Here is a 26,145-nt window from a genome sequence, read left to right as displayed (position 1 = left end):
GCCTTTTTAACTCACCTTCATGAGGAAATGCGACACGCAGGTCGCGGCTGGACCTGCCTCACAAAATTTTTTGATGGCGCTCATCTGCGTCTGGCCCGCGCTTCCCGCCAGACAAGGATCAGCGCGCCGGTCAGGATGATGGTCGACCCCAGGATGCTGACCGAATCCGGGATCACCTCAAAGATTGCGAAGTCATAGAGCGCGGCAAATATCAGCGTTGCATAGCTGATGGGCGCGACAAAAGACGCATCCGCCCGCGCCATCCCGTTGACAAAGCAGGCCTGCGCGCAGGCCATCAGCACGCCGATCCCTGCCAGCGCCGCCCATTGCTGGGCCGTCGGCGGTTGCCAGACTGCCAGCACCGCGACCGAGGCGATCGTCAACCCCATCGCGTTGTTCACCAGCAATATCTGGATGGGACTTTCGCGCCCCGACAGCTTCTTGATGAAAATCAGCTCCATCCCGATCACCGCCGCCGCGGTCAGTGCCAGCAGCGCCGCGGGCTGAAAACTCTCAGGTGTCGGCCGCAACAGGATCAGCGCGCCGGACAGTGCCACAGCCGCCGCAAGCCAGCGCCACGGCCCAACGCTTTCCTTCAACAACGGGATGGCCAGAATCATCGCAAAGACCGGATTCAGGAATGATATCGCCGTGGCATCGGCCATCGGAATATACGCGACCGAGGCGAACATCAGCGTCACACCGGCCCAGCCGAAACTGGTCCGCCCGATATGCAGACCCCAATGTGGGCGGCGCAGCTGCGGACGCAGTGTTGCAACCGCACTGACAATCACGATGAACGCAAACAGAAACCGCCCGTGGCTGATCTGCATCGGATGCAGGGGCGGACCAAGCGCCTCGGTCCCCAATGCCTTCGCCAGCAGCGTCGTGGCCGCAATGAAAGCGCTGGCGACGAATATCAATGTTGCCGCAAATGCCGGGTTCTGACGCTGCTGAACATACATGCCCACAGCCCTGCGCCACGGCAGGCCAAATGACAAGCGTGAAAACCGCACCCGGCATCGGGATCACGAAAATTACGGGCCTGTTAAAATACCGGGTTTTCAGACCGACTTTGCGCCGTTATAGAGCACGCATGATCAGACACGCACATATCTCTTTGCTCCGACGCCGACGCATTTTTGCGTAACCGGCCCGTTTGATCCATTTGCGCTGCAAAATCAGCGCATCCCCCTCCAAACCAGTTGACGAACCCGCCCTTGGTGTATCACTCACTTGGGCTCAAACTTTAAAAAAGGATGATCCGATGATCCCGTCCGTTCTGCCGACCTATAACCGTGCGCCCCTCAGCTTTGTGAAGGGCGAGGGCGCCTGGCTGACCGAGGCGGATGGCCGACGTTTCCTTGACCTCGGCGCGGGTATTGCGGTGAACGCGCTGGGCCATGCCCACCCGGCACTGGTCAAGGCGTTGTCGGATCAGGCCCATGCGTTGTGGCACGTCTCGAACCTCTATCAGATTCCGCAGCAGCAGGCGCTGGCCGACAAGCTGGTCGAACACACCTTTGCCGACACCGTCTTCTTCACCAATTCCGGCACCGAAGCCTGCGAATTGGCCGTCAAGATGGCGCGCAAGTATTTCTATGACAAAGATCAGCCCGAGCGGGTCGAGATCATTACCTTCGACGGCTCTTTCCATGGCCGTTCCTCGGCGGGCATCGCGGCTGCCGGGTCGGAAAAGATGACCAAAGGCTTCGGCCCGCTGCTGCCCGGCTTTGTGCATGTGACTTTCGGTGACCTTGATGGCGTCACCAACGCCATCACCGACAAGACAGCGGCCATCCTGATCGAGCCGATACAGGGCGAAGGCGGCATCCGCCCGGTGCCCGATTCTGAGCTGAAGGCCCTGCGCCAGATCTGTGACGACAACGGTCTGCTGCTGATCCTGGACGAGGTGCAGTGCGGTGTCGGACGCACCGGAAAACTCTTTGCCCATGAATGGGCGGGCATCACGCCCGACATCATGATGGTTGCCAAGGGCATCGGCGGCGGCTTCCCGCTGGGCGCGGTCCTGGCGACCGAGGACGCGGCAAGCGGCATGACCGCGGGCACCCATGGTTCGACCTATGGCGGCAACCCGCTGGGCTGCGCCGTGGGCTGCGCGGTTCTGGATCAGGTGTCCACTCCGGCGTTCCTCGAAGGGGTCAACCGCAAGTCCGGCCTGCTGCGGCAAAAGCTCGAAGGCCTGATCGCCGACCACCCCGACGTGTTCGAAGAAGTGCGCGGCGCGGGCCTGATGCTGGGCCTCAAATGCAAGGCGCCCAATATTGATGTCGTCAATGCAGGCTATGACAACCTCGTCATCACCGTGCCCGCCGCCGACAACGTGATCCGCCTGCTGCCGCCGCTGACCCTGACCGAGGATGACATCGCTCAGGCCATGATCCGCCTCGACAAGGCCGCCGCGCAGGTCGAAGCCAATCTCGAAACCGCCTGACCTTCCTCTTGCTAAAAATATCCCGGGGGTGTGGGGCTGGTCCCCACCCGCCGATAGCCAAAAGCGATATCCAATGAACCATTTTCTCGACATTCACAAAACCGATCCCGCTGATCTGCGGGCCATGATCGATCAGGCCGCGGCGATGAAACAGGATCGCCTGGGTCGCCCCAAGGCCGCTCTGGATGACGATCAGCCGCTCGAAGGCCGCATGGTGGCGCTGATCTTCGAAAAGCCCTCGACCCGGACCCGCGTGTCTTTCGACGTCGGCGTGCGCCAGATGGGCGGTCAGACCATGGTGCTCAGCGGCAAGGACATGCAGCTTGGCCATGGCGAAACCATCGCCGATACCGCCCGTGTGCTCAGCCGCTACGTGGACATGATCATGATCCGCACCTTCGATGAAACCATCCTGACCGAGATGGCCGAGTTTGCCGATGTGCCGGTGATCAACGGCCTGACCGATCGCACCCATCCCTGCCAGATCATGGCCGACGTGCTGACATTCGAGGAACATCGCGGCCCCATCGCTGGCAAAAAAGTCGTCTGGACCGGCGATGGCAACAACGTCTGTTCCTCGTTCCTGCACGCAGCAGGCCAGTTCGGGTTCGACTTCACCTTCACCGGCCCGGCCCAGTTCGACCCCGAAGAGGAATTCATGGGGTTCGCCCGCTCCAAAGGCTCGAAAGTCACCGTCGAACGGGACGCGTTCAAAGCCGTCGAAGGGGCCGATCTGGTGGTCGCAGACACCTGGGTCTCGATGCATGACGCACAATCGGCCAAGGAACGCCGCCACAACCTGCTGCGCCCCTATCAGGTCAACGCCGAACTGATGTCCCACGCGAAACCGGACGCGCTGTTCATGCACTGCCTGCCCGCGCACCGCGAAGAAGAGGCCACGTCCGAAGTGATGGATGGACCCAACTCGGTCATCTTCGACGAGGCCGAAAACCGCCTGCACGCGCAAAAGGCCGTCATGCGCTGGTGCCTAGGCCTCTGACCGAGGCGGCGCCACGTCATTCCGCACCGCTCTTGCCCCAGCGGTTCATCCCGGCGCATCCTTTCCGCAAAAGGAAAGGGGCGCCATGAAACTTGTCATCGCTGGCGCGGGCAGCATCGGCTGTTATTGCGGTGCTTTGCTTTCAGAGGCCGGGCATGATGTGACCCTGTTGGGGCGTGCCCGCATCCTGGATCCGATCCGTGCACAGGGTCTCACAGTCACCGATTTCTCGGGCCTGCGCTGCACGGTTTCCCCAGACCGTCTGACCCTTGCGGAAAACCCGGAATGTCTCGCCTCGGCCGATCTGATCATCGTCACGGTCAAATCCGGTGCCACCGAAACAATGGCCGAGCTGATCTCCCGGCACGGCCCCAAAACCGCGCCGGTCCTCTCTTGGCAAAACGGGATGGATAACGCCCGAATACTGCGTGCGGGCCTGCATGATCGCGATGTTCGTGCCGGTATGGTACCCTTCAACGTCGTTCCGACCACTTTGGCCGCGTATCATCGCGCGACCTCCGGCGATATCGTGATCCAGACGGGGCAGGGCGCATTGGCAACCGCGCTCTCATCGCCCGCGCTGCCCGTCACCGAAAGCGACCGGATCGAGGCGGTTCAGTGGGGCAAACTGGTGATCAACCTCAACAACGCGCTCAATGCGCTGTCCGGCCTGACCCTCAGGGAACAACTGCTGGACCCAAGCTGGCGCCGCCTCATGGCCGACCAGATGGCCGAGGCGCTGGGCGTGCTCAAATCCGCCGGGCACTCGGTCGCCTCAACGACGCCTCTCCCGGCATGGATGACGCCACATATCCTGCGCCTGCCGACACCGCTGTTTTCCCGCATCGCGGCGCGCATGCTGACCATCGATCCCAGTGCCCGCACGTCAATGGCCTATGATCTGAAGGACGGGCGCCCCACAGAAATTGACAGCCTGCAGGGCGAGATCATACGGATCGGACAGGCAAACGCCGTCCCGACCCCGATCTGTTCAAGGGTCGCGGCCCTGATCGCGCAATCCCCGAATGAACCCCTTTCTCCCGATCAGATTTACAGCTGACCGCAGAACGCACCAGCGTCAGAGGAATGCAGTCAGAACCCGGAAAATCACCGCCGACATACAGGCAGCCGCCGGAACCGTGATGATCCAGGCCGCCACGACAGTCATGAAATGCGACCGCCGCACCAGCTTGCGCCGCCGGCGTTCTTCTTGCGCCAGCCGCAATTCGGGTTGGCGTTTCAGATTCAGACCGCGCCGCCGCCGTTCCGAATGCCATTCGCGGTAAAACCCGACACCAAACACGCCGCCCACTGCGATGTGGGTGGAACTGACCGGAAGCCCCAGCCAGCTGGCCACGATCACCGTGATCGCCGCCGACAGCGCCACGCAATAGGCCCGCATCGGGTTCAGCTTGGTAATCTGGCTGCCGACCATGCGGATCAGCTTGGGGCCGAACAGGAACAGACCAAAGGAAATTCCGAACGCCCCGATGATCATAACCCAGCTCGGGATCGTTACCTTGGCGGCGAAATCCCCGAACTCGGCGGCATAGACAATGGCGGCCAGCGGCCCGACCGCGTTGGCCACGTCATTGGCGCCATGCGCAAAGCTCAGCAAGGCAGCGGAAATCACCAGTGGCAGACCGAACAGGGTTTTCAGCGAACGGGTCCGGTTCTCCATCCCTTCGGACTTGCGGCGGACCCACGGCACGGTGATGGCCCAGACCGCCACGCCTGCACCCAGACCGATCAGCAACGCCAGCTCCAGATCAACCTTCACGATCCGCTTCAGGCCCTTCACCGCCAGATACGAGGCAAAGGCCCCCGCCATAAGCGCCACCAGTATCGGCACCCAGCGCCGGGCCGCGGCGATTTTGTCATCCTGATATTGAATCCTGGCCTTGATCAGCGCCAGAAACGCAGCGGCGATTACGCCCCCCAAAACCGGTGAAATCACCCAGCTGGCGGCGATTTTGCTCATCGTTCCCCAACTGACCGCGCTCATGCCCGCCGCGGCAATGCCCGCGCCCATCACACCGCCCACGACGGAATGCGTGGTTGAAACCGGCGCGCCGATCCAGGTGGCCAGATTGACCCACATGGCGGACGAAATCAGCGCCGCCATCATCGCCCAGATAAAGACCTCGCTGTTCTGCACCGAGGCCGGATCGATGATCCCCTTCGAGATGGTCGATACCACATCGCCCCCAGCCAGCAGCGCACCGGCGCTTTCGGCAATGGCCGCAATGACGATGGCACCACCCATAGTCAGCGCATTCGCGCCCACCGCCGGCCCCATGTTGTTGGCCACATCGTTTGCGCCGATATTGATCGCCATATACGCGCCAAAAGCGGCGGCGGCGACAACGACCAGACCGCCGTTTGCCTGCCCGAACCACACGGCTGCGACCAGCCCTGCCAAAGCGATAAAGGCCAGCGCGATCCCCGGCGCCACCAGCGGGCGCGCGACATAGGCGCTCGCGCGTTCTACACGCGAAATTCGATGCAGGTCGTTATCCAGCGCTTTCCAGCGCGGTTCAGTCTGGCTGTCGGTCATCTGCTTTGCGCAATGCTTACTGTTTCAGGCGCCAGCGCGCTACATCCTTGCGCCGGATGGGGCAAGGGGTTGTCATGCAGTTTTTACAAAACCGTTACATTTGCCGCAATATGGCCTGCAATTCGGGCTCTCTCACCCGATCTGCCGCATCGCTGGCACTTACCCAGCACCGTTTACGTTCATGCGCCTCGGGATAGTCATCCGCCAGTTCCGAGACATGGATATGATAAACATTGGTCTGGATCGGCAGAGCCGAGCCATCCTTCATCATCTTGTCGTAGGAATAATATCCGACCGGCTCGCTGTCGACATTCGCCCTGCTTACCCCGGCTTCTTCCCAAGCTTCCTGCAACGCGGTCTCGGCCCCGTCCAGACCGTCGATCGGCCACCCTTTGGGAATGATCCAGCGTCCGGTATCGCGGCTGGTGATAAGCAGCACGGTATTCCGCCCGTCCACCTGTTTGGTGCACAGCGCCGCGCACTGCACCCGTTTCGGACGCAGGACAAGAGGTCTGGCGACCTCTTCCCAGATATTGCGCAGCCATGTTGCCATGTCAAAAGTGCCTGTCTTGTGCCCGGATATTTCCGTGGGTTCGCTTTGATACCTGATTTGGCTGGAATTTTCAACAATCGCACTGGAACGTGGGCCTTTCCCGCGAATTTTCAATAGCACCGGATTGTTTCGACGGCTCCGGTCCGTGCGTCCCCGCCTGTTCCTAACAGTTTGGCGCACAAAAACCTGCCTGATTGCCCGAGGTTCGCCATTGCAACCGCCGCGCCAATCGGCAAGCTGACGCACAGGGGGGGAACCGGATGACAGATCAACTGGACGGAGATTACGATTACGTGATCGTTGGTGGCGGCACGGCCGGATGTGTTCTGGCCAACCGCCTGAGCGAAGACCCCGACACCCGCGTTCTTCTTCTCGAGGCAGGCGGCAATGATCGCTATCATTGGGTGAACATTCCCGTCGGCTATCTCTACTGCATCGGTAATCCGCGTGTGGACTGGATGATGAAGACAGCCGAGGAACCGGGTCTGAACAACCGGTCCCTCGTCTATCCGCGCGGCAAGGTTCTGGGCGGCTGCACCTCGATCAACGGCATGATCTACATGCGCGGACAAGCCGCCGACTATGACGGCTGGCGACAGATGGGCAACACCGGCTGGGGTTGGGATGACGTACTGCCGTGGTTCCGCAAGTCCGAGGATCACCACAAGGGCGAAACCGACCTGCACGGGGCCGGGGGCGAATGGAAGGTAACCACACAGCGCCTCGGCTGGGACATCCTACGCGCCTTTCAGGAGGGCGCGAAGGAATTCGGCTATATGCCGACCGCCGACTTCAACGCCGGCACCAACGAAGGGTCAGGCTTTTTCGAAGTAAACCAGAAGAACGGTGTGCGCTGGAACACCACCAAGGCGTTTCTGCGCCCGGCCATGAAACGCCCCAACCTGCGGGTACTGACCCATGCCATGACCGACCGGCTGATCCTTGATGGCCGCCGTGTCACCGGCGTCGCCTTCCGCCACAAAGGGCAGGTGCGCACCGTCAGTGCCAGACGAGAGGTCCTGCTTGCCGCCGGGGCCATCAATTCCCCGAAACTGCTGGAGCTGTCGGGCATCGGCCAGCCCGACCGCCTGTCCGCGCTGGGCATAAGCCCGGTTCACGACCTGCCGGGCGTTGGCGAAAACCTGCAGGATCACCTGCAAATCCGCACCGCCTTCCGTGTCAGCAACACTCGCACGTTGAATGAAACCGCCAACTCCTGGACCGGGCGCATCGGCATCGCCCTCAAATACGCGCTTACCCGCTCCGGTCCTCTGTCGATGGCACCCAGCCAGTTCGGCATGTTCACCAAATCCGACCCTGCACTCGCCACTCCCGATCTGGAATACCACGTCCAGCCGCTATCCACAGACCGCCTCGGCGACCCGCTGCACCCGTTCCCGGCGATCACCGTCTCGGTCTGTAACCTGCGCCCCGAAAGCGTCGGCGATTGCCACATCACCCAAAACGCCGCCGATCCACAGCCCCATATCCGCCTCAACTACCTGAGCGCCGAACGCGACAAACAGGTCGCGGTGACCGCTGTCAAACAGGCGCGCAGGATCATGACAGCCAAAGCGCTGCAGCCATACGAGCCGAAGGAGTTCCTGCCCGGCCCCTCCATCCGGTTAGATGCCGAACTTCTGCACGAGGCCGGCAATATCGCCACCACGATCTTTCACCCCACCGGCACCTGCAAAATGGGCACCGACCCCATGGCCGTAACCGCGCCGGACCTGCGGGTTCACGGTCTTGACGGGCTGCGGGTCATCGACGCCTCGATCATGCCGAAAATCGTATCCGGCAACACCGCCTCACCCGTCATCATGATCGCCGAAAAAGCCGCCGACATGATCCGCTCTTCATCTTTTTGAAAATACTCTGGGAGAGACGCCGAAGGCGGCGGGGGCAAAGCCCCATCTACGACCGCCGCTTGGCGCGCAGTGTCGGGTCGGCCTGCGTTGGGTCTTCGGGCCACGGATGCTTGGGATACTGCGCCCGCATGTCCTTGCGCACATCCGCATAAGACCCGGCCCAAAACCCCGGCAGATCGCGGGTGATCTGTATGGGCCGCTGTGCAGGGGATAACAGCGTGATCTTCAGCGGCTCACCCCCGATCACCGGATGCCGTGTGACGCCAAACAGCTCCTGCAAACGGACCGAGATTTCCGGCACTGCCGCTCCGTAATCAATGGGGACCTTGCGCCCCAGCGGCGTCACGAAAGACCCCGGCGCGCGCCGGTCCAGCTCTTGCATCTGATCCCAGCTCAACCGCGTTTGCAGCGTGGGCAACAGATCAAAACGTTTCCAATCTTCGGCGGTTTTGACGCCGGACAGCATCGGCAGCAGCCAATCTTCGACCGTGGCCGTCAACCCTTCGACAGTAAAGTCAGGCAGATCAATGCCTTCGGAACGCACCAGCTCAACCCGCGCCGCCAACCGCGCCGCCGCGCCATCCAGCCGGATGCCCAGATCGCGCACCCCGTCCAACATCGCGCGCGCGACATCCTCGTCCGGCACATCCTTCCAGATGCGGTCGTCCAGAGTAATGGCGCCGAACCGCTCCTGCCGCCGCGCCACGACGCGCCGTTCGCGTTTCGACCATCCGCAACTGTCGGCCCATTCAATCTGATCGGCAAAGAGATCGCGAATTTCGTTTTCGGAAATCTGCGCCGCCATCCGCAAACGCGCCTCTCGCGGGTTTCCATCGGTATCGATCGCCACCAGATTGGGCGCACCCGCCAGCGTATCGCCGCTTTCCAACACGACACCCTTGCCGCCTGACAGAACAAATCGCGGTACATCCCCTTTGCGCCGCTGTCCGATCCGATCCGGATAAGCCAGCGCCGCCATGGCCGCCGGGCTCAGGTCGCGGGTCTTGCCACCAGCCTGCTTTTGCAGCCGCTTTGCTTCGCCCCTGATGCGGTCCACAACGCCTGGGTTTACCTGCCACGGCCGGTTGCGCTGAAACGCGCGGAGGTCCCGCAGCGCCTCAAGACGCAACGCCAGATCAACCGGCGCGCCCTTCAGCGGGTCCCGCTCGGCCATCAGCGCCGCCAAGGGCGCGGCCTGCGGGCCTGCTTCGACCAGCATGTGCCCCAGCCGCGGATGCAACGGCAGCGCCGCCAGCGCCCGCCCATGATCGGTAATCCGCCCCTTGCCATCCAGCGCCCCAAGCATCGCCAGCAGCGCCCGCGCCTCGGCCATTGCACCTTCGGGCGGTGGGGTCAGAAAGGCCAGATCACCGGGATCAGCCCCCCAAAGCGCCAGTTCCAGCGCCAGCCCGGTCAGGTCCGCCGCCTCGATCTCGGCCGGGGGATAGGCGGCCAATGCGCCTTCCTCTCCCTTCGACCACAACCGGTAACACGCACCCTCTGCCACACGCCCGGCGCGGCCTGCGCGCTGTGTGGCCTCGGCCCGCGTCACCCGTTCTGTCACCAGCCGCGACATGCCCGATCCGGGATCAAATCGCGCGCGCCGGGCCTGACCCATATCCACCACCACCCGGATATCCGGAATGGTCAGCGAGGTTTCGGCAATCGACGTCGCCAGAACCACCTTTCGCCCGCCATCAACCGGGGCAATTGCCGCGCGCTGGGCGGCAAACGGCATGGCACCAAACAGGGGCCTGATCGCACAAGCCCCAGGCAACCGTCCGGTCAGCGCCGCCTCGGCCCGCCTGATCTCGCCCTCACCAGGCAGAAACACCAGCATTCCGCCGCCAACGCTACGCGTCTCTCGCTCGGCCTGTACGACCAGATCGACAAGCGCATCCAGCCGCCGCGCCTTTTGCCCCAAGGGCCGCTCCAACCAGCGCAGATCGACCGGAAAGCTCCGCCCTTCCGAGGTCACCAGCGGCGCATCCATCAAGCGCCCCACAGGGTCAGCATCCAGTGTCGCCGACATTGCCAGCAGGATCAGATCGTCGCGCAGCGCCCCGGTCACTTCCAGACACAGGGCCAGCCCCAGATCGGCATTCAGCGAACGTTCGTGAAACTCATCGAAAATAACCGCACCTACGCCCGGCAGGTCGGGATCGGATTGCAGCATCCGGGTCAGAATGCCCTCGGTCACGACCTCGATCCGCGTGGCCTTGGAAACCTTCGCATCACCCCGCACACGAAACCCAACGGTCTCGCCCGCGCGCTCGCCCAGCGTTTCGGCCATGCGCTCCGCCGCTGCCCGCGCGGCCAGCCGGCGTGGCTCCAGCATCACGATACGCCCGTCGCACAGCCCGGCCTCCAGCATGGCCAGCGGCACGCGCGTGGTCTTGCCCGCTCCGGGGGGGGCCTGCAGAACAGCCCGGCCCGAGGTCCGCAGAACCTCCAGCAGTTCGGGAATGGCGTCGTCAATCGGCAGGCGCAGTGTCATCCGGCCCTTATCCGCCAACTCGCCAGCGCCGTCCAGATCGCACTACTTACGCACAACCGTCGCCGCGCCATAGACCGTCTGCGCCTGTACATGCACCGCCCGCATGACGCCGCCCTGCGTCTCATAGGTTACCGTCAACGGAAATTGGCTGCCCTTGCGCAGATCATCGGGTGCATAGCCGCTGAGCCGGGTAAAGGCACCGCTGCACCGAACCGTGCCACCGGAATCCACACGCCGGGTCAGGGCGATCTTGGTCAACCGCTCGCCGTCATAGATTTTCTGCCGTAACCTGCACAGGTCTTCGGGTCGCTGATCCCGCAGAACCATGAAGATCGCGGTCAACGGGTCCACCGCACCGCGTTGTTCCTGATCGGTCACGGAATAGGCCGTCCTTTCCCCGATCTCCGACCCGCTGGCCCGCGCCACGCCGCCCAAATAGGTCAACCGCGCGCGTGACTGGCGCTGCCCTGTATCCATATCCTCGAGGTACTGTTGCGGGATGAACCGATCCCCCTTGCGCCGCCCTGACGCCTGAATGACAAACCGCACCTTCTTGATCGCACCGACCAGCCCCGTCGTGGCAAGCTGCGCCGACACCGAATAGCGCGAGGTGTCGGCGCTGCCGTCCAGCGTGAACTCACCCACCTTCACACCCAGCGCCCGCAAGGCAAAACGCGCCTGCGTCTGCTCTGCCGACAGCGATGCAGGCAGAGCCAGAAGGGTCACAATGCAAAAAAAACATGGTTCAGGCGAAACACGGATCAAAATTCCTATGCGGTCCGGGCTGGACAAACCGGGTTGGTCGGCTGCAAGTATTCGTGCCACAGAAATTGGGGTCAGAATGCAATTAGACAGCCTAAGTGACAAGATTTTGAATGGCGACCGCCGGGCGCTGGCCCGCGCGATCACGCTTGTCGAAAGCAAACGCCCCGACCACCGCGCCCAGGCCGCTGAGCTGCTGGAGCGTCTCGGACGCGCCGACCGCCAGTCGCTGCGCATCGGCCTGTCGGGCACGCCCGGTGTTGGCAAATCCACCTTCATCGAAAGTTTCGGCATGCTGCTGACCGGGCAGGGGCTGCGAGTCGCGGTCCTTGCGGTTGATCCCAGTTCCGCCCGTTCCGGCGGATCGATCCTTGGCGATAAAACCCGGATGGAGCGACTGAGTCGCGAGAAAAACGCCTTTATCCGCCCATCCCCCAGCCAAAGCCACCTTGGCGGCGTCGCCCGCCGCACACGCGAAGCGATCGCCCTGTGCGAAGCGGCGGGCTTTGACGTGGTGCTGATCGAAACCGTTGGTGTCGGGCAGTCGGAAACGGTGGTGTCCGAGATGTCCGACCTCTTTCTGCTATTGCTCGCTCCGGCCGGCGGGGACGAATTGCAGGGCGTCAAGCGCGGCATCATGGAGATGGCCGACATGATTCTGATCAACAAGGCGGACGGCGATTTGAAAGCCACCGCCACCCGCACTTGCGCCGATTATTCCGGTGCGCTGCGTCTGTTGCGCAAGCGCCCGCAGGATCCCGACGATTTCCCCAAAGCCATGATGGTCTCTGCGGTCGAGGAAATGGGTCTGGCCCAGGCCTGGGACGAGATGCAGACGCTGTCGGACTGGCGCAGGGAAAACGGTCACTGGGCGGCCAACCGCGCCGCACAGGCCCGCTACTGGTTCGATCAGGAGGTCCGCCACGCCCTTCTGGCCCGTCTCGACACGCCCGAGGCAAAGGCTGAGATGGCCGAACTCAATGACCGGGTGTCACAGGGCCACCTCAGCCCGGGTGCCGCTGCCGAAAAGATGCTGACGACACTGTCCCGCGCCTGATCCTGCGCCGTGCCGCCCTTCTGCTCGTTGACAAATACGACCGCCGGAGGCATGGCCCGAGCGGGCCATTTCCCGGTCACATCAAAACCACCGGCACCGGCAAAGATTTCGCGCCCGCCCATCTTGACCCCATCCGTGATTCCCACTACACGCATCCAACCAGTTTTCGGGCGCGACTTCGGGTTGCGCCCCTTGTGATTTGGCCGCAGGCAGATGCCCGGCCTCCAGAAACAAAGGAAGAAACCATGTCGCGCCGTTGCGAACTGACCGGAAAAGGCCCGATGACTGGCAACAATGTCAGCCACGCCAAAAACAGAACTCGTCGTCGTTTTCTGCCGAATCTGAACGACGTCACCCTGCAGTCGGAAACCCTGGGCCGTGGCGTCAAGCTGCGCATCTCGGCGGCTGCCCTGCGCTCGGTCGACCACCGCGGTGGTCTGGACGCGTTCCTGGCCAAAGCCAAGGACGAAGAGCTGTCGGCAAACGCACTGAAGGTGAAAAAGGAAATCGCCAAGGCACAAGCCTCGGCCTGATCCGCCTTACATTTCGATTTTCGGAACCCCGCGCGACATCGTGCGGGGTTTTCCTGTTTAAGATCGGTGAGTTGGAAAATCCGCCTCTGTCGGGGTGAAAACCGAACCGCCAAAATTGTTTTTAAATTTAATATTAATTCGTGTTTTGGCGTGACATTGTTCACATACTGCTCGCAAAAATGCGAATACGTTTGTGCATATTAGTAGATCGGAGGCTTCGCCTATGCCTTTCAAACAATATGCATTTTTAGGAATTCTGATTGATTTCGCGGCGAGCGGAATCAGGAAATGCACTCAGATACAGCGGCGCGTGAACCGTCTGCACACAAGCATGACAACCGATACGACGTCGCGCCCCAATCTGGATCGGTAATCGGTCCCATCGCCGAATGCAGGGCCGAACCTGCATTCGGCACCCCGGTTTCCGGACATGGTGCGCGGCTATCCTGTCGCAGTCAGTCGAATGCGCTTGAAGCGCTTTTCCGGACCAGCCTATAGAATCCCCAACATGATGGTTCTTCGCGGATATCTGGCACTTGCTCTGTCTGTGCTGTTGGTTCTGACCGGGCAGGGGGTTGCCGCCTCGCGCGGTGTTGGCGAGGCAGTTGGCCAGATGGTGCTGTGCACGGGCACGGGCCCCGTTGTTGTCTATATGGACCAAGACGGTCAGCCGACTCAGCCACCTCATTACTGTCCGGATTATGCGCTCAGCCTTCTGGGTGCCGTTCTGCAGGCCGAGCCATCCCTTCCGGCACCACCGGACCGTGCGCTGCCCGGACCGGCCACTGTTGCGCACAACCTTATTTCATTGCCGCAGCCGCAGACACCTGCGCGCGCGCCTCCTGCTGGCTGAATTTTCTCAATAAATTCAGCCAAATTTGAAAGGAGAGGCACGATGACCCTCAAATCCACCCTGTTCGCAACCCTTGCAACCCTGACCCTTGCCGGTCCCGCACTGGCGGAAGGCGCCATCATGGTCGATGACGCCTATGCACGCTCATCTGGTAAAAATGCCAAGGCCGGGGCAGCCTTCATGATGATCATGAACCACGGCGACGCAGATGATCGCCTGATCGGCGTGGAATCAGATGTCGCGGCGCGGGTCGAACTGCATACGCACAAGATCAATGACGAAGGCGTGGCCCAGATGGTGCATGTCGAGGAGGGCTTTGCCATTCCCGCAGGTGAATCCCACCCGCTGCAGCGCGGCGGTGATCACGTGATGTTCATGGGGCTAAAGCAGTCCTTCGAACAGGGCGCGACAGTCCCCGTCACTCTGATCTTCGAAAACGCCGGAGAAATCGAGGTTGAGATCCCGGTCGATCTGGAGCGTCAGGACAGCGGCGCGCACAGCGGGCATTCGAACTGAGGTTACCCCTGTCTTCAGGCCGCTCTGCGGCCATCATCCATGCGTCAGGCCGGGCAATGCCCGGCCTGTTGTCGCTTTGTTGTCAGCGGTTGGATGTTTGTACCGCTACCGATTGACGACACGCATCGCCAGACGGTCCGCCGCGCGTTTGAAGCGTGCAGTCATAAAAAACATGACGATGGCAAACGCCAACGCAGAGAAGGCGATTGCCCATCCCAGCGCCACAAGGCCGCTACCCGGCCAAAAGATCAACACCAGCCCGATGACCAGCGCCACGATGCCCGAATTGCGCACCGTCGCACGCTCGGGGTCCAGCGTGTGCATCTGCCCCAACGCCATGAGAGAGCCGATACCGATGATCAGCGCCCACGCGCCTAGCAGGAAAAAGGTAATTCTGGCAACGCCTTCCGGCCAGATCAGCAGAACCAGACCGATCACAACGGCGCCGAGTCCGATACCACCGATCAGCCCGCGGCGGCCGAACCCAAGCAAGGTCAGCCCGCCATCCAGTATCAAAAGCACTCCGACCAGCCGCAACAGCAGCGAGATGCTGCCTGTCGGCCAGAAAAGCGCCGCGATACCCACAAGCGCGGCCAGAATTCCGCGCAACAGGAAAGTCCACCACAAGCCCGCCAGATGTTCGCCAAGCGCATCCCGATCTGCCATGCTGCCATCGTCGACGATCTCGCCGTGTCGTGTCTCGTTCTCTGTCATGACGCTCCCCAGCTTGTTGTCTTCACAGCATAAACGAGAATTCGGCGCGATGTCTGCAATCTTTCTTTGCCCGCCCGCTAACGGCTGCCAAGCAGCTTGTTGACCCACAGCGGAACGGTTTCGGTGGCCGGGCCAAATCGGGTTTCGTCAAAGCTCGAAACGCCCTGCGAAGGTTCCAGATTCAACTCGATCGTGCGTGCACCCGCTGCAATGGCCTCGTGGACAAAGGCGGCCGCCGGATAAACCTGCCCCGACGTGCCGATAGCGGCAAAGACCGATGCCCCGGCCAGATGGTCATAAATCGCATCCATGTGATACGGCATCTCGCCGAACCAGACCACATCCGGCCGCGCGCTGGCATTGGCGCAGACCGGGCAGGGCTCACCCACCGCCATTTCATCGGGCGATGTCCAGCGATGTCCGCAAGCCCCGCAAAGCGCCCCGGACAGAGTACCGTGCATGTGGATCACATCCTCGGCCCCGCCCGCCTCGTGCAAACCGTCTACATTCTGCGTGACGATGATGACCTCGCCCGGCCATTCCCGTTGCAGCCGTGCCAGCGCCTTGTGGGCATCATTGGGTTGCGCCTTTGCCGCCTGTACGCGCCGGGCATTGTAGAACCCGTGAACCAGCGCCGGATTGCGCGCGAATCCTTCAGGCGTGGCCACATCTTCGATCCGATGCTGCGCCCACAGCCCGCCCTCGTCGCGGAACGTGCCCAGCCCGCTTTCCGCCGAAATTCCGGCCCCGGTCAGAATGACGATCTTTTCCATTTCCCCTCCGCGCGATACACCAAGCCCATGACCCACCGTATCCTCTTTGTCTGTCTCGGCAACATCTGCCGTTCCCCCGCCGCCGAAGGCGTCTTTCGCGCCCGCGCTCCGCATCACGCCACGGACAGCGCCGGAACCGCTGGCTGGCATGTCGGCAAGCCGCCCTACGGCCCGATGCAGCAGGCCGCGCGCAACCGAGATATCGACCTGAGCGATCTACGCGCGCGGCAGTTTTCAGCCGCCGATTTCAACCGCTTCGACCTGATTCTGGGGATGGATGCCTCCAACCTCGCCGATATCGAGGCCCTGCGCCCGCACGGCAGCGAAACCCCCGTGCGCCTGCTGACGGATTTTGCCCCCGAAAATCAGGCTGATCACGTACCGGACCCGTACTATACCCGCGACTTCGACGGTGCGCTCGATCTGATCGAAGCAGCCGTCGACGGGCTGCAGGCGCATCTGGACCGCTAGTCGCCGATCACCTTCAAGCGTCCGTTCAGCCAAGGCAGGCGCGCCACCGCCGGGTCTATTATCTGGCTCTGCATCAGGCGCCGCATCATCCCGGCTACGTCGCGCGGCACTTGATCCGGCCAGTCCGACCGAGTGAACAGCGAAATCGTGCGTGAAAATTCCTCGAACGGGGCGGGAAACGCGTCCAGCTCATCGTGAAACCGCGCTGCCCGCATATAGCCCAGCGGCGTGGTCATCGCCCAGCCCAGCCCGCGGGCCACCATCGCCATCAGCGCAAGGTGAGATCCGATCTCGAACCTCTCCTCGAATTCCATTTGATGCCGGGCCAGATGGGTTTCGATCTGGCGGCTGATCAACTGCTCGCGCGCATAGCGCAGAAACGGCAGGTCCCTGAGCCCGGCGATCACATCGCTCCCGCCCGGCACAACCTCTTTCGGCGCGACCAGAATGAACGGATCGCGGACCAGAGGGTACTCGACCACCCCCTCCAGCACTTCGCCGCTATGGGCCGACACCGCCAGATGCAGCCGCTGCGAATCCAGTGCCTCGAAAATCTCGAGACTGGGTAGGGTGATCAGCTTGAACTTTGACCGGGTCAGGCTGTCGGCCAGCAATGTGGCCAGACGCGGTGTCAGGTCGTTGTCGAAATCGTCGATCAACCCGATGGATAGCGTGCTCAGATGACCCAGATCCATCACGGCCAGTTCACTCTGGGCCATCTGCAACTCGGCCAGCACCGCCTGCACGCGGGTAAGAAAGCCGCGCCCGGCCTGCGTCAGCCGCATCGGCCGCCGCCCGTGATCCACAAGCTCGGTGCCCAGAGCGTTTTCCAGATTGCGCAACTGCTGGCTGACCGAAGGCTGGCTCAGTCCGGTGATCTCGGCGGCCTGCGCCACCGACCCGGTCCGCGCCAGGGCCTCGAATACCTCAAGCCCGCGCAGGGTTATCCCTTTCATCACCATTCCGGCACCTTTTCTGCTGCGCCATTTCTGCGGCCAGCCTCACGCGGGGTCAAGCGCTCAGACAAAAAGACCCCGCCCAGGGCACGTGCCCGGGCGGTTCATCGGCTTTACAGATCAAAAGGGCCGGGGATCAGCGGCAGACGGCCTGCGCCAGCTTACCGAACGCCTGATACCGGTCCCACAGCGCATCGTCGCGCGCGGTGGTCGACATCTTGAGCACCTGCGCCTGATGCGGATCGGTGAACCACTTGGCCACGACCTTGCGATCACTGCGCGACAGTGCGTCGTTCGCCACTTTCTGAATGCAACTGCACCGCTGCCGCGTTGCGGCCTCACGATCCGACGCCATACAGGCGCGTCTGATCTGCGCCGCGTCTGCGGATTGCGGAGCCATCGCCGTAAACGACGTTGCACAAAGTGCGATGATGAGGAACTGTTTCATGCTCATGCCTCGTATTTTGCCTGCCCGGAGAGATCTGACGCCCCTCTCGGCTGCGCGCGAGTATGAATCAATTGGCGCTCAGGATCAATGCACAAGACCGTTTGCACCAAATGCGCCGCTTCCCGCCGCTTTAGGGCCGGCCTTGCTGTTCTTGTTGCCGACGTAATCCGCCCGGCGAGTTGTGGGAAGAACAGGATGTCCGGATTTTGCAGGGCAGTGAGGGATGAGGTCAAAAGACTCTCGGACGCAGCGCCATTTGCGCGGATAACGCTGTGGTGCTCTAGCAAAATATGATGATAGCAGGCCATCTTGTGGTCAGACAGGGTTGCGACACCTGCATCCACCAGACTGATTGCCGGCACAAATACTTCGGCGCTGGCATACAGCAATTCTGCAATCGGATGTGAAATCAGCACCCTGTGCTGTTGTGAAATCATCAGCGGTGCATGGTTAGACAGGACACCCGTTGGGACATCGACCATCCTGAACCGTCCGGCGGTGATGACATCTTGTGATCCTGTCCATTGCACCGGAAGATACCCGTGATCCTGTGTCCAGACCTTGTCGCCTACTGCCAAAGTCTCGATCGGGATGCTGCCGTTTTCAGTTTCGATAAGGGTCCCTTTGGCATAGCAGATCGGAGTGACATAATCTCCCTCGTCAAAGCTGGGCCCTTCCTGTGTGTCGACGACAGTCAGCGGCACTCCTAACGGAGGAAATGCGCCCGGACCGCCAATGAACGCGATCCCTTCGACTGTGGCAAAGGACGGAGAGGAATTGTTCACGTTGAACGCGACGGCCTGCCACGTATTCGTGCCATCCGTCAGGGTGATGCCATATTCGGCCTCAACCCTTGTGCCGCTGGTGAAAAGTGTTCCGTCTATCGTCTGATCGCCGTCTAGGCGCTGATTGCCGTCGTTGTCAGCAAAATCCGTGTCACTTCCGCTGTCAGTTATGAAAACTTCAGTGGCTGCGCGCGAGTCAATCGTAATGGTCTCACCGATCAGATGTACCCCGGTGCCCTGGTTGATACCGTCCAACCCTTGCGTGACCGAGATCGTCAGCTGGCTTTCGCCAAGAACAAAGATTGAATAATCGGCCAACGTTTAAACTGCTTTCTTGTTGTTGGTTAGGTCATTTGCCTCCAACATCTTACCCATTCGCAAAAATCGGGTAAATGCCGTGGGGCAGAAAGACGTTGGTGCAGCCTTTATTGCAACGCTTCAACGCTTGACGAGGCCCCAAACTCCGGACATATCCCAACCCATGACAGACCTCGCCCATATCCGCAATTTCTCCATCGTCGCGCATATCGACCATGGCAAATCCACTCTTGCTGACCGGCTCATCCAGGAGACCGGAACGGTCAAGGATCGCGACATGAAGGAACAGCTGCTCGACAGCATGGATATCGAGCGCGAGCGTGGCATCACCATCAAGGCCAACACGGTTCGCATCGACTATACCGCCGACAATGGCGAGCAGTACGTTCTGAACCTTATCGACACGCCCGGCCACGTGGACTTTGCCTATGAGGTCAGCCGCTCCATGCGCGCGGTCGAAGGCTCGCTGCTGGTCGTCGATTCCACTCAAGGGGTCGAAGCGCAGACGCTGGCCAACGTCTACCAAGCCATCGACGCCGATCATGAGATCGTCCCGGTGCTGAACAAGATCGACCTGCCCGCGTCCGATTGTGACCGAGTGGCGGAACAGATCGAGGACGTGATCGGCATCGACGCGACCGACGCCATTCAGGTCAGCGCCAAGACCGGGCAGGGCATCCACGAAACGCTTGAGGCTATCGTTCAGCAACTGCCCGCCCCGCAGGGCAATCTGGATGCACCGCTAAAGGCGATGCTGGTGGATTCGTGGTACGACGCCTATCTCGGCGTCATCGTTCTGGTCCGCATCATGGACGGCACGCTGAAAAAGGGCATGCGGGTCAAGTTCATGTCGAACAATACCCTGCACCATGTGGACCGCGTTGGCGTCTTCCGCCCCGAGATGGAGATGGTCGACAGCCTCGGCCCCGGTGAGATCGGCTTTCTCACCGCCTCGATCAAACAGGTCCGCGACACCCGCGTTGGTGACACCATCACCAATGACCGCAACGGGACTGAAGTGGCGCTGGACGGCTTCAAACCCGCGCAGCCGGTGGTGTTCTGTGGCCTCTTCCCCGTCGACAGTTCCGAATTCGAAGACCTGCGCGACGCAATCGACAAGCTGGCCCTGAACGACGCCAGCTTCAGCTTTGAAATGGAAACCTCTGCCGCGCTTGGCTTTGGCTTCCGCTGCGGCTTCCTGGGCTTGCTGCACCTCGAGGTCATCCGCGACCGCATCGAACGCGAATATGATATCGAGCTCATCACGACGGCCCCCTCGGTGATCTATCACGTCTACATGAAAGACGGCGAGATGATCGAGCTGCACAACCCCGCCGACATGCCCGACCCCTCCAAGGTCGACCATATCGAGGAGCCGCGCATCAAGGCGACCATCCTGGTGCCTGATGAATTCCTCGGCGACGTGCTGAAACTCTGTCAGGACCGCCGCGGCATCCAGCTGGACCTGACCTATGCCGGTTCCCGCGCCATGGTCGTCTATGACCTGCCCCTGAACGAGGTTGTCTTTGACTTCTACGACCGCCTGAAATCGGTGACCAAGGGCTATGCCAGCTTCGACTACCAGATGACCGGCTATACCGAGGATAATCTGGTCAAGATGTCGGTGCTGGTGAATGACGAGCCCGTCGACGCGCTGTCCACCATGGTTCACCGCGACCGGGCCGAGATGCGGGGCCGGGCGATGTGCGAAAAGCTCAAAGACCTGATCCCGCGCCACATGTTCAAAATCCCGATCCAGGCGGCCATCGGCGGCAAGGTCATCGCGCGCGAGACCCTCTCGGCCCTGCGCAAGGACGTGACCGCGAAATGTTACGGAGGCGACGCCACGCGGAAACGCAAACTGCTGGACAAGCAGAAGGCAGGTAAGAAAAAGATGCGCCAGTTCGGGAAGGTGGATATCCCGCAGGAGGCGTTTATTTCAGCGTTGAAGATGGATTCCTAGATCGATGGAAAATTTTCGCTGTCCTATCTGGCGTACGCACGCGACGGCTAAAAGTGGAGGTGGCGACTACACCGAAATCGAGTCATTCAGGGCTGGTGGTCACTACAAGCTGACGGGTACCGCGGAAGCAATGCTTCGAGGCTGGGGTAGTGACAAGGACAGTCACAGAGCTGCATTGTCTCAGGCTATATTGGAGGCAAACATCAACGGCGCAGTACCCCTGATCAACTCGTATGATCTTAAGGCCGGGGCCAGTATCTTAAAGCCAAGAACTTATAGAGAGAAATTAAATCTACTGCTAAAAACGGCGGTATATCAGGTTCCAATTTTGGGCGAGACAGTACTGACTCACGGTTATGACTTTAGTGATCCAAATTGGGATTATGTCGTCGCCTTGGGTTGGCAAGAAACGTCAGTCGATGAGCGATTTGAACCTTTTGTTTTGGAGTATTTTGAATTTGCCGCACGACGTGGGCTAGCTCGAATTGAAAAAGACGAATGCTACTTGACGCTCGAAGGCTATGAGTTTGTAGAAGATTTGGGGATAAGCAGCAGATCGAGTGACTCAATATTTGTTGCGATGTGGTTCGGGAGTTCTGAGGTAAACGCATTTTATGAGAATGCCGTGAAACCAGCTATCGAAGGCGCCGGCTACAATTGCGTCAGGATTGATCAGACGCATCACAATGAGCGTATCGATGAGATGATATTGGCTGAAATTCGTAAATCAAAGGCAGTGTTGGTCGATGTGACTTGCGGTTTGGCTAAGCCCCTTGAATGGTCACAATCTACGGTAGTGGGCGCGCCGAGAGGTGGCGTCTATTTTGAAGCAGGTTTCGCAGCGGGAATGGGGCGGCCAATTATCTGGTGCGTTCAAGAAGAAGTAGCTGAAACAGAAAACGTCGTGCATTTCGATGTTAGGCAGTACAACCAAATCCGCTGGAAGCAAGATCACAAAAGCAACCTTGAATTTATCAAGGCCAGGATAGAAGCCACGCTTGGACGCGGGAACGCAGTTCCGAGTTCTAGTTTGGGATCAGGCACTTTAAGTTAGTTGGAGTAACTAAACCTCACCCCACCTGCCCGGTGGCACCCCGGGCCGCGCCGACCCGCCCCCCGTCAAACAAAAGGTTTCCTGTGGCAAAACTGGCGGCGCATTTGCGCCACCCAGCGCACTATCGGCCATCTCCCGCCAGTTGCATTACGCGCCGGTCAACTCCGCTGAAATGCCCCCGGATTTGTGGTATTTTCCTCTCACCATCGTAGGAGGATATTGCGATGAAACATCTGACTATTGCCGCCGCACTCTGTCTCTTTGCCGCTCCTGCCTTTGCCGGGCAGTGCCCCACCGACATTGCCGCCATTGATGATGCGCTGGCTGCGGGCACCGACCTGACCGACGAACAGGTCGTGCAGGTTCAGGCCTGGCGCGACGAGGGACAGCAGCTGCATGATGCGGGCGACCATGACGCGTCCGTTCAGACGCTGGCTCAGGCCAAAGAGATGCTTGGCCTCAACTGATCTTGTGATTTTCCAGTGATTAGCGTCCGGGGCAGGCGGGTTGGCCGCCTGCCTCAACTCTCCGAACCATTGCAATCTTCTGAATCCACCCGAGAAGTGATACACTCCCTTCAATGAAAACAATAATTTCCAGGGGGAAGTGTTATGGACCAGAGACTGCGCTCTGAAACCTCGATGGGCCGTCTGAACCATTACTACTACATTTTGCGGACAACCATATTTGCCTATGTGGCTCTCGCAGCGCTCATCGGTTTCGGGGCGCAGGGTATATCGCTGGTTCTGATCGTTTTGGTGATCTCCACTGCGGCCTTTGGCATTCTGGCAGGCAGCACTGCGCTTGCAGATGTTGAAAACCTGCGCGACGACATGGATGAAGCCACGGCACAATCAAATTTTGGCAGGGGCGTCCGGAAACACAACATGAAAGCGCTGATCATGGCGTCGAACGTGTTTCTTGGCTTGATTGGGTTGGCAGAAATTATCGCGATTGTGTTCTGATCGCGTAAGGGGCGCGCACTCATTGCTCTGCTCAAACGGCCTTCATCTAACGCCCAGATTAACCAAATATGAAGTTTCCCTTAGGTAACTTGTAACCCCGCCACCCTCTCCCAATCTGTATGCCACAACGACGGAAGTTCGCTTTTGAACTCCAAGGGGTCGCATTCAGGAGGAGAGCCCATGACCAGATACATGACTGCCGGAGCAGCCGCTTTGGCCACGAGCCTTGCCCTCGGAACCGCTGCACTGGCCGACGCCACGCCCGATCTGCGCGGCACATGGGCAGGCAGCTACACCACTGTATCGCCCTCGCGTACAGCAACCGGTGACGCACCGCGCTTTGGCAATGCCGAGTGGGTGCTGCATATCGAAAAGCAGCAGGACAACGTGTTCTGGGGCCCCAGCAAATGGCGGCGCGCGGCCAATGATGACTGGACCGTCTATGACGCCACCGGCACCGTCAGCATGGATGGCTCGGGCAATATCGGCATCGTCGAAAGCTCGGCTGATCCAACAATCGGCGTGAATGCCCTGATCGACGCCCGATACGAAGACGGCAAGATTTTTGCCGATTTCCGTAGCCTGCGGAACGGAACGACCTATAGCACCGTTCTGGAACGTCAGGTGAACTGAAGTGTTTCCGGCCTGGACCGGCGGTAGGGGGTATGTTCTGCCGTTGTCCACAAAATGCGGCAGCCGGTTAAAGGGTACGCCGACCGGGCCGGAACGCTTCTCAATTACGGAACCAGCGTCTCCACAGGGAGGAGACGGGCCGGGCGGCAACCTCACCGCCCTCGACAGGGTCCAGACCGCCACGCGCCAGGATGCGGCGTTCCTCGGCGCGGGTCATCTGGATCTCTCGAACCTTCAGCGCTGCCTCGCGCGCGGTGACATAGGTGCCGTCCGGTCCAGGTTCCAGTCCGGGGATGTTTCGCCCCTGTGACCACCATCCGCGAATGCCGCTCAGCGGATGTTTCCATCCCACCTTCTCGTCCGAGTCCAGATCCCAGATCCGGTTCGCCTCGGCAATCGACACGACCGCGGCCAGCGGTTCGCCGTGCCGCGTCACCACGATCACCTCACGGGGGTCCTGCGCGCGGGTGATCAGGTGTCCCAGCTGGGCGCGGGCCTCGGAAATCGTGTAGCGCATCGGTGGTTTTCCTTTTGTACGATTCGGAAGATGGGTGCTGTGATTCTTGTACAAACCGGACAAATTTGCGGCTAACCGGGCGTACGCAGCCTTTGCACCCGCAGAAACGCGGTATTTTCAGGGTGAACGTTCACGTGTGAACTTATCCGCATTCAAACCTTCACGGATGCGCGATTTCTCGGGTTATCCACATCGTTTTCCCGCAGGATATTAACATGTTATCCCCGCCTAAATTTTATGCTGCAGTGCTATTTTCTTGTCCGGTGGCGGGTCAGATGCAACAGTCCAAACACTGCAACGGTTCTTAGGAACCAGGGCGGGACGCAAAGGCCAGGGGGTCGAAGCGGGGAGAGGCGGGTCCTAGGATTTGCGTTGAACTGCAATGACTTACCGGTGACGGGTTAGCCGCAGGCGGGTTTCGTACTCGCGCCGGGTGATCGGTTTCTCAGAAGGTCAATGCGTGCTGCAAAGTGCTTTAGGGCGCGGCGCGGCAGCTGCGGTTCCCTCGGAGCCGGAGTAACTGGATCGGGTGCCTCAGGGTGTCCCGGACCGGCAAGGCGTCAGGAGTGTCCGCTTGGATACGTGCAAAGACCGCGTCTGCGCACCTGACGCCTTTTCCTTTTGTCGAAGTCGAAATTCACGAAGACCACCACTCACCCTCTCAACGAGGAACGGGGTTCCATTGCGTTGCACTGGAACCCCGTTTTCAGCGTCAGCTGATGCAATACCGCGTCTATGCACCTGTATGTACAGGATACCGGTAGTCGCTCAAAATACAACAAGATATTGAGCTTGTGGCGCACGCACCCGCAATATAGGTGGGTTAGAACTTGGATTGTACGTCTGTAGCCGCATTCTGGATGGCGTCCCCGGCTTTTTCGATGTCTCGCCCGGCGCCTTTGGCCGTTTCGCAGGCAACCAGTGTAGTCAGGGCCAGTGCAACAAGAGTAGCGCGGATCATAGTGTATTCCTTCTGTGCTCGACACTGCTCGGGTACCACTATTGGGCGACACAGGCCAGAGGTTCAGAATGGGATCACGGTCTGCGCATCAAGCGGTCTTTATGCTCAGGCCGGCACAAACGGTACTCTGGTACAAGAGCGTTCACGGGCATACGATCCAGCGGTCAGTCAACACAGCACTAGCCTCTGTGTCATTTGCAATCGACGCGAGCGTTTGGATCAAGATCAGATTGTATTCATTAGAACCAGCTGTGTATCAGGCCAGTGACGCGGGCCCAACATTGCCTTCCCCGAAGCGCAAAAACGCCAACCTAAACGCCTGAATATACCCAATAATATTACTGGTCGCCGGAATCACAGAAGAGTTCGTAGACGGTTTCCAGCATGCGGCGCGGTCGATCATCGGCGAGGCGGTAGTAAATCGCCTTTCCTTCCCGACGAGGGACAACCAGCCCTTCCAGTCGCAGGCGGGAGAGTTGCTGGGATACCGCCGCCTGCCGTGCCGATAGCAATTCTTCCAGCTCTGTCACGGATTTTTCTCCCGAAACAAGGTGACACAGGATCATGAGCCTCCCCTCGTGGCTGATCGCCTTCAGGAAGTTTGAGGCCCGCGTTGCATTCTCGACCATTTGGTCAAGGCCTGCCGCGTCCATGTCGCTGGAGAATTGGGGGAGTGCCATCTTCTTTTTCCTTGCTTGCCCTGCGGGCGGTCTTTCTGACTGTGCTTATTCGATGAAACCGATCATCTGCGATACACCTTTCAACCACGTATTTCTATATGCATGCATCAAAATGATGTGAAGTTTACAGGGGAATATTTCGGATTCCCTCCCAAACGGCCTCGAATTCCACAGGCGCGGCTGCCCAATCACTCTGCAAATTTCGACCTGACAGGGTGCGCTAGGCGGCACTTGTGCCCCGCTAAAGCAACAG

The 26,145-nt window shown here is 60.4% G+C and carries 27 protein-coding genes; 14 read left to right on the top strand and 13 right to left on the bottom strand.

Going from position 1 to position 26,145, the window contains the following annotated elements:
• Window positions 1–80: 80 nt before the first annotated feature.
• Entirely contained in the window at window positions 81–965 is an 885-nt protein-coding gene (locus ACR0NA_RS11030; protein WP_480728849.1) for a DMT family transporter, read from the bottom strand.
• A 302-nt stretch (window positions 966–1,267) separates the two neighbouring features.
• On the opposite strand from ACR0NA_RS11030, the gene ACR0NA_RS11025 reads away from it, so the two are divergent.
• The 3 genes from ACR0NA_RS11025 (at window position 1,268) to ACR0NA_RS11015 (ending at window position 4,515) form a co-directional block, all read left to right on the top strand.
• Window positions 1,268–2,455 carry an acetylornithine transaminase gene (locus ACR0NA_RS11025; protein ID WP_480728848.1) on the top strand — a complete coding sequence of 396 codons (1,188 nt, stop codon included), beginning with the start codon at window positions 1,268–1,270 and terminating at the stop codon, window positions 2,453–2,455.
• A gap of 73 nt (window positions 2,456–2,528) precedes the next feature.
• A complete protein-coding gene (gene argF, locus ACR0NA_RS11020; protein WP_480451057.1) occupies window positions 2,529–3,455 on the top strand; it encodes an ornithine carbamoyltransferase in 927 nt (308 codons plus the stop codon).
• A gap of 85 nt (window positions 3,456–3,540) precedes the next feature.
• A complete protein-coding gene (locus ACR0NA_RS11015) occupies window positions 3,541–4,515 on the top strand; it encodes a 2-dehydropantoate 2-reductase (protein ID WP_480728846.1) in 975 nt (324 codons plus the stop codon).
• Between the two features lie 18 nt (window positions 4,516–4,533).
• Here ACR0NA_RS11015 and ACR0NA_RS11010 read toward each other — a convergent pair whose 3' ends face one another.
• Both ACR0NA_RS11010 and ACR0NA_RS11005 read right to left on the bottom strand, forming a co-directional pair.
• On the bottom strand, window positions 4,534–6,012 hold the full coding sequence (locus ACR0NA_RS11010) for an inorganic phosphate transporter (protein ID WP_480728844.1): 1,479 nt from the start codon (window positions 6,010–6,012) through the stop codon (window positions 4,534–4,536).
• A 94-nt stretch (window positions 6,013–6,106) separates the two neighbouring features.
• A complete protein-coding gene (locus tag ACR0NA_RS11005; protein ID WP_480451054.1) occupies window positions 6,107–6,565 on the bottom strand; it encodes an NUDIX hydrolase in 459 nt (152 codons plus the stop codon).
• Window positions 6,566–6,825: 260 nt separating this feature from the next.
• On the opposite strand from ACR0NA_RS11005, the gene ACR0NA_RS11000 reads away from it, so the two are divergent.
• Window positions 6,826–8,436 (top strand): GMC family oxidoreductase, encoded by a 1,611-nt coding sequence (locus ACR0NA_RS11000; RefSeq protein ID WP_480728842.1) that lies wholly within the window; start codon window positions 6,826–6,828, stop codon window positions 8,434–8,436.
• A gap of 46 nt (window positions 8,437–8,482) precedes the next feature.
• Here ACR0NA_RS11000 and hrpB read toward each other — a convergent pair whose 3' ends face one another.
• Together hrpB and ACR0NA_RS10990 are read right to left on the bottom strand one after the other, a co-directional pair.
• The gene (gene hrpB, locus ACR0NA_RS10995) at window positions 8,483–10,933 is read right to left on the bottom strand and encodes an ATP-dependent helicase HrpB (protein ID WP_480728840.1); all 2,451 of its coding nucleotides are present in this window, start codon (window positions 10,931–10,933) and stop codon (window positions 8,483–8,485) included.
• A gap of 42 nt (window positions 10,934–10,975) precedes the next feature.
• Window positions 10,976–11,659 (bottom strand): DUF3108 domain-containing protein, encoded by a 684-nt coding sequence (locus tag ACR0NA_RS10990; RefSeq protein ID WP_480728838.1) that lies wholly within the window; start codon window positions 11,657–11,659, stop codon window positions 10,976–10,978.
• Between the two features lie 115 nt (window positions 11,660–11,774).
• Here ACR0NA_RS10990 and meaB point away from each other — a divergent pair, with 115 nt between their 5' ends.
• From meaB to ACR0NA_RS10970, 4 genes are all read left to right on the top strand, one after another.
• Window positions 11,775–12,752, top strand: coding sequence for a methylmalonyl Co-A mutase-associated GTPase MeaB (gene meaB, locus ACR0NA_RS10985; protein WP_480728836.1), 978 nt, complete (start codon window positions 11,775–11,777; stop codon window positions 12,750–12,752).
• A gap of 245 nt (window positions 12,753–12,997) precedes the next feature.
• Window positions 12,998–13,285: a 50S ribosomal protein L28 gene (rpmB, locus tag ACR0NA_RS10980; protein ID WP_039532366.1), complete on the top strand. Its 288-nt coding sequence runs from the start codon at window positions 12,998–13,000 to the stop codon at window positions 13,283–13,285.
• Between the two features lie 508 nt (window positions 13,286–13,793).
• On the top strand, window positions 13,794–14,138 hold the full coding sequence (locus ACR0NA_RS10975; RefSeq protein ID WP_480728835.1) for a hypothetical protein: 345 nt from the start codon (window positions 13,794–13,796) through the stop codon (window positions 14,136–14,138).
• Window positions 14,139–14,180: 42 nt separating this feature from the next.
• On the top strand, window positions 14,181–14,654 hold the full coding sequence (locus ACR0NA_RS10970; protein WP_480728833.1) for a copper chaperone PCu(A)C: 474 nt from the start codon (window positions 14,181–14,183) through the stop codon (window positions 14,652–14,654).
• Window positions 14,655–14,759: 105 nt separating this feature from the next.
• Here ACR0NA_RS10970 and ACR0NA_RS10965 read toward each other — a convergent pair whose 3' ends face one another.
• Both ACR0NA_RS10965 and ACR0NA_RS10960 read right to left on the bottom strand, forming a co-directional pair.
• A complete protein-coding gene (locus tag ACR0NA_RS10965; RefSeq protein ID WP_480728831.1) occupies window positions 14,760–15,368 on the bottom strand; it encodes an HdeD family acid-resistance protein in 609 nt (202 codons plus the stop codon).
• Between the two features lie 77 nt (window positions 15,369–15,445).
• The gene (locus tag ACR0NA_RS10960; protein ID WP_480728829.1) at window positions 15,446–16,141 is read right to left on the bottom strand and encodes an NAD-dependent deacylase; all 696 of its coding nucleotides are present in this window, start codon (window positions 16,139–16,141) and stop codon (window positions 15,446–15,448) included.
• A 27-nt stretch (window positions 16,142–16,168) separates the two neighbouring features.
• On the opposite strand from ACR0NA_RS10960, the gene ACR0NA_RS10955 reads away from it, so the two are divergent.
• On the top strand, window positions 16,169–16,612 hold the full coding sequence (locus ACR0NA_RS10955) for a low molecular weight protein-tyrosine-phosphatase (protein ID WP_480728828.1): 444 nt from the start codon (window positions 16,169–16,171) through the stop codon (window positions 16,610–16,612).
• Here the strand turns inward: ACR0NA_RS10955 and ACR0NA_RS10950 are convergent.
• The 3 genes from ACR0NA_RS10950 to ACR0NA_RS10940 form a co-directional block, all read right to left on the bottom strand.
• Window positions 16,609–17,574 carry a LysR family transcriptional regulator gene (locus ACR0NA_RS10950; protein WP_480728826.1) on the bottom strand — a complete coding sequence of 322 codons (966 nt, stop codon included), beginning with the start codon at window positions 17,572–17,574 and terminating at the stop codon, window positions 16,609–16,611. The two genes, ACR0NA_RS10955 and ACR0NA_RS10950, sit on opposite strands and share 4 nt — an antisense overlap.
• A gap of 130 nt (window positions 17,575–17,704) precedes the next feature.
• Window positions 17,705–18,016: a hypothetical protein gene (locus tag ACR0NA_RS10945; RefSeq protein WP_480728824.1), complete on the bottom strand. Its 312-nt coding sequence runs from the start codon at window positions 18,014–18,016 to the stop codon at window positions 17,705–17,707.
• 2 nt (window positions 18,017–18,018) lie between these two features.
• Window positions 18,019–19,119, bottom strand: a complete 1,101-nt coding sequence (locus ACR0NA_RS10940; protein WP_480728822.1) for a Hint domain-containing protein — start codon at window positions 19,117–19,119, stop codon at window positions 18,019–18,021.
• A gap of 163 nt (window positions 19,120–19,282) precedes the next feature.
• Here ACR0NA_RS10940 and lepA point away from each other — a divergent pair, with 163 nt between their 5' ends.
• From lepA to ACR0NA_RS10915, 5 genes are all read left to right on the top strand, one after another.
• A complete protein-coding gene (gene lepA / locus ACR0NA_RS10935; protein ID WP_170651486.1) occupies window positions 19,283–21,082 on the top strand; it encodes a translation elongation factor 4 in 1,800 nt (599 codons plus the stop codon).
• A gap of 4 nt (window positions 21,083–21,086) precedes the next feature.
• Complete coding sequence (locus ACR0NA_RS10930; RefSeq protein WP_480728819.1) at window positions 21,087–22,136, top strand: hypothetical protein; 1,050 nt, start codon at window positions 21,087–21,089, stop codon at window positions 22,134–22,136.
• A gap of 224 nt (window positions 22,137–22,360) precedes the next feature.
• Window positions 22,361–22,603, top strand: a complete 243-nt coding sequence (locus ACR0NA_RS10925) for a hypothetical protein (RefSeq protein WP_480728817.1) — start codon at window positions 22,361–22,363, stop codon at window positions 22,601–22,603.
• A 144-nt stretch (window positions 22,604–22,747) separates the two neighbouring features.
• Entirely contained in the window at window positions 22,748–23,101 is a 354-nt protein-coding gene (locus ACR0NA_RS10920; protein ID WP_480728815.1) for a hypothetical protein, read from the top strand.
• Window positions 23,102–23,281: 180 nt separating this feature from the next.
• Window positions 23,282–23,734 carry a hypothetical protein gene (locus ACR0NA_RS10915; RefSeq protein WP_480728814.1) on the top strand — a complete coding sequence of 151 codons (453 nt, stop codon included), beginning with the start codon at window positions 23,282–23,284 and terminating at the stop codon, window positions 23,732–23,734.
• Window positions 23,735–23,834: 100 nt separating this feature from the next.
• Here the strand turns inward: ACR0NA_RS10915 and ACR0NA_RS10910 are convergent, their stop codons facing one another.
• The 3 genes from ACR0NA_RS10910 to ACR0NA_RS10900 all read right to left on the bottom strand — a co-directional run bounded on the left by ACR0NA_RS10910 (window position 23,835) and on the right by ACR0NA_RS10900 (window position 25,892).
• Complete coding sequence (locus ACR0NA_RS10910; RefSeq protein ID WP_480728812.1) at window positions 23,835–24,251, bottom strand: type II toxin-antitoxin system Phd/YefM family antitoxin; 417 nt, start codon at window positions 24,249–24,251, stop codon at window positions 23,835–23,837.
• A gap of 823 nt (window positions 24,252–25,074) precedes the next feature.
• The gene (locus tag ACR0NA_RS10905) at window positions 25,075–25,212 is read right to left on the bottom strand and encodes an entericidin A/B family lipoprotein (protein ID WP_480728810.1); all 138 of its coding nucleotides are present in this window, start codon (window positions 25,210–25,212) and stop codon (window positions 25,075–25,077) included.
• Between the two features lie 338 nt (window positions 25,213–25,550).
• Window positions 25,551–25,892: an ArsR/SmtB family transcription factor gene (locus ACR0NA_RS10900; protein ID WP_480728808.1), complete on the bottom strand. Its 342-nt coding sequence runs from the start codon at window positions 25,890–25,892 to the stop codon at window positions 25,551–25,553.
• Window positions 25,893–26,145: the final 253 nt, after the last annotated feature.

This window comes from Ruegeria sp. C11 (assembly GCF_056537725.1).
This window is presented reverse-complemented; position numbering and strand designations above follow the sequence as displayed.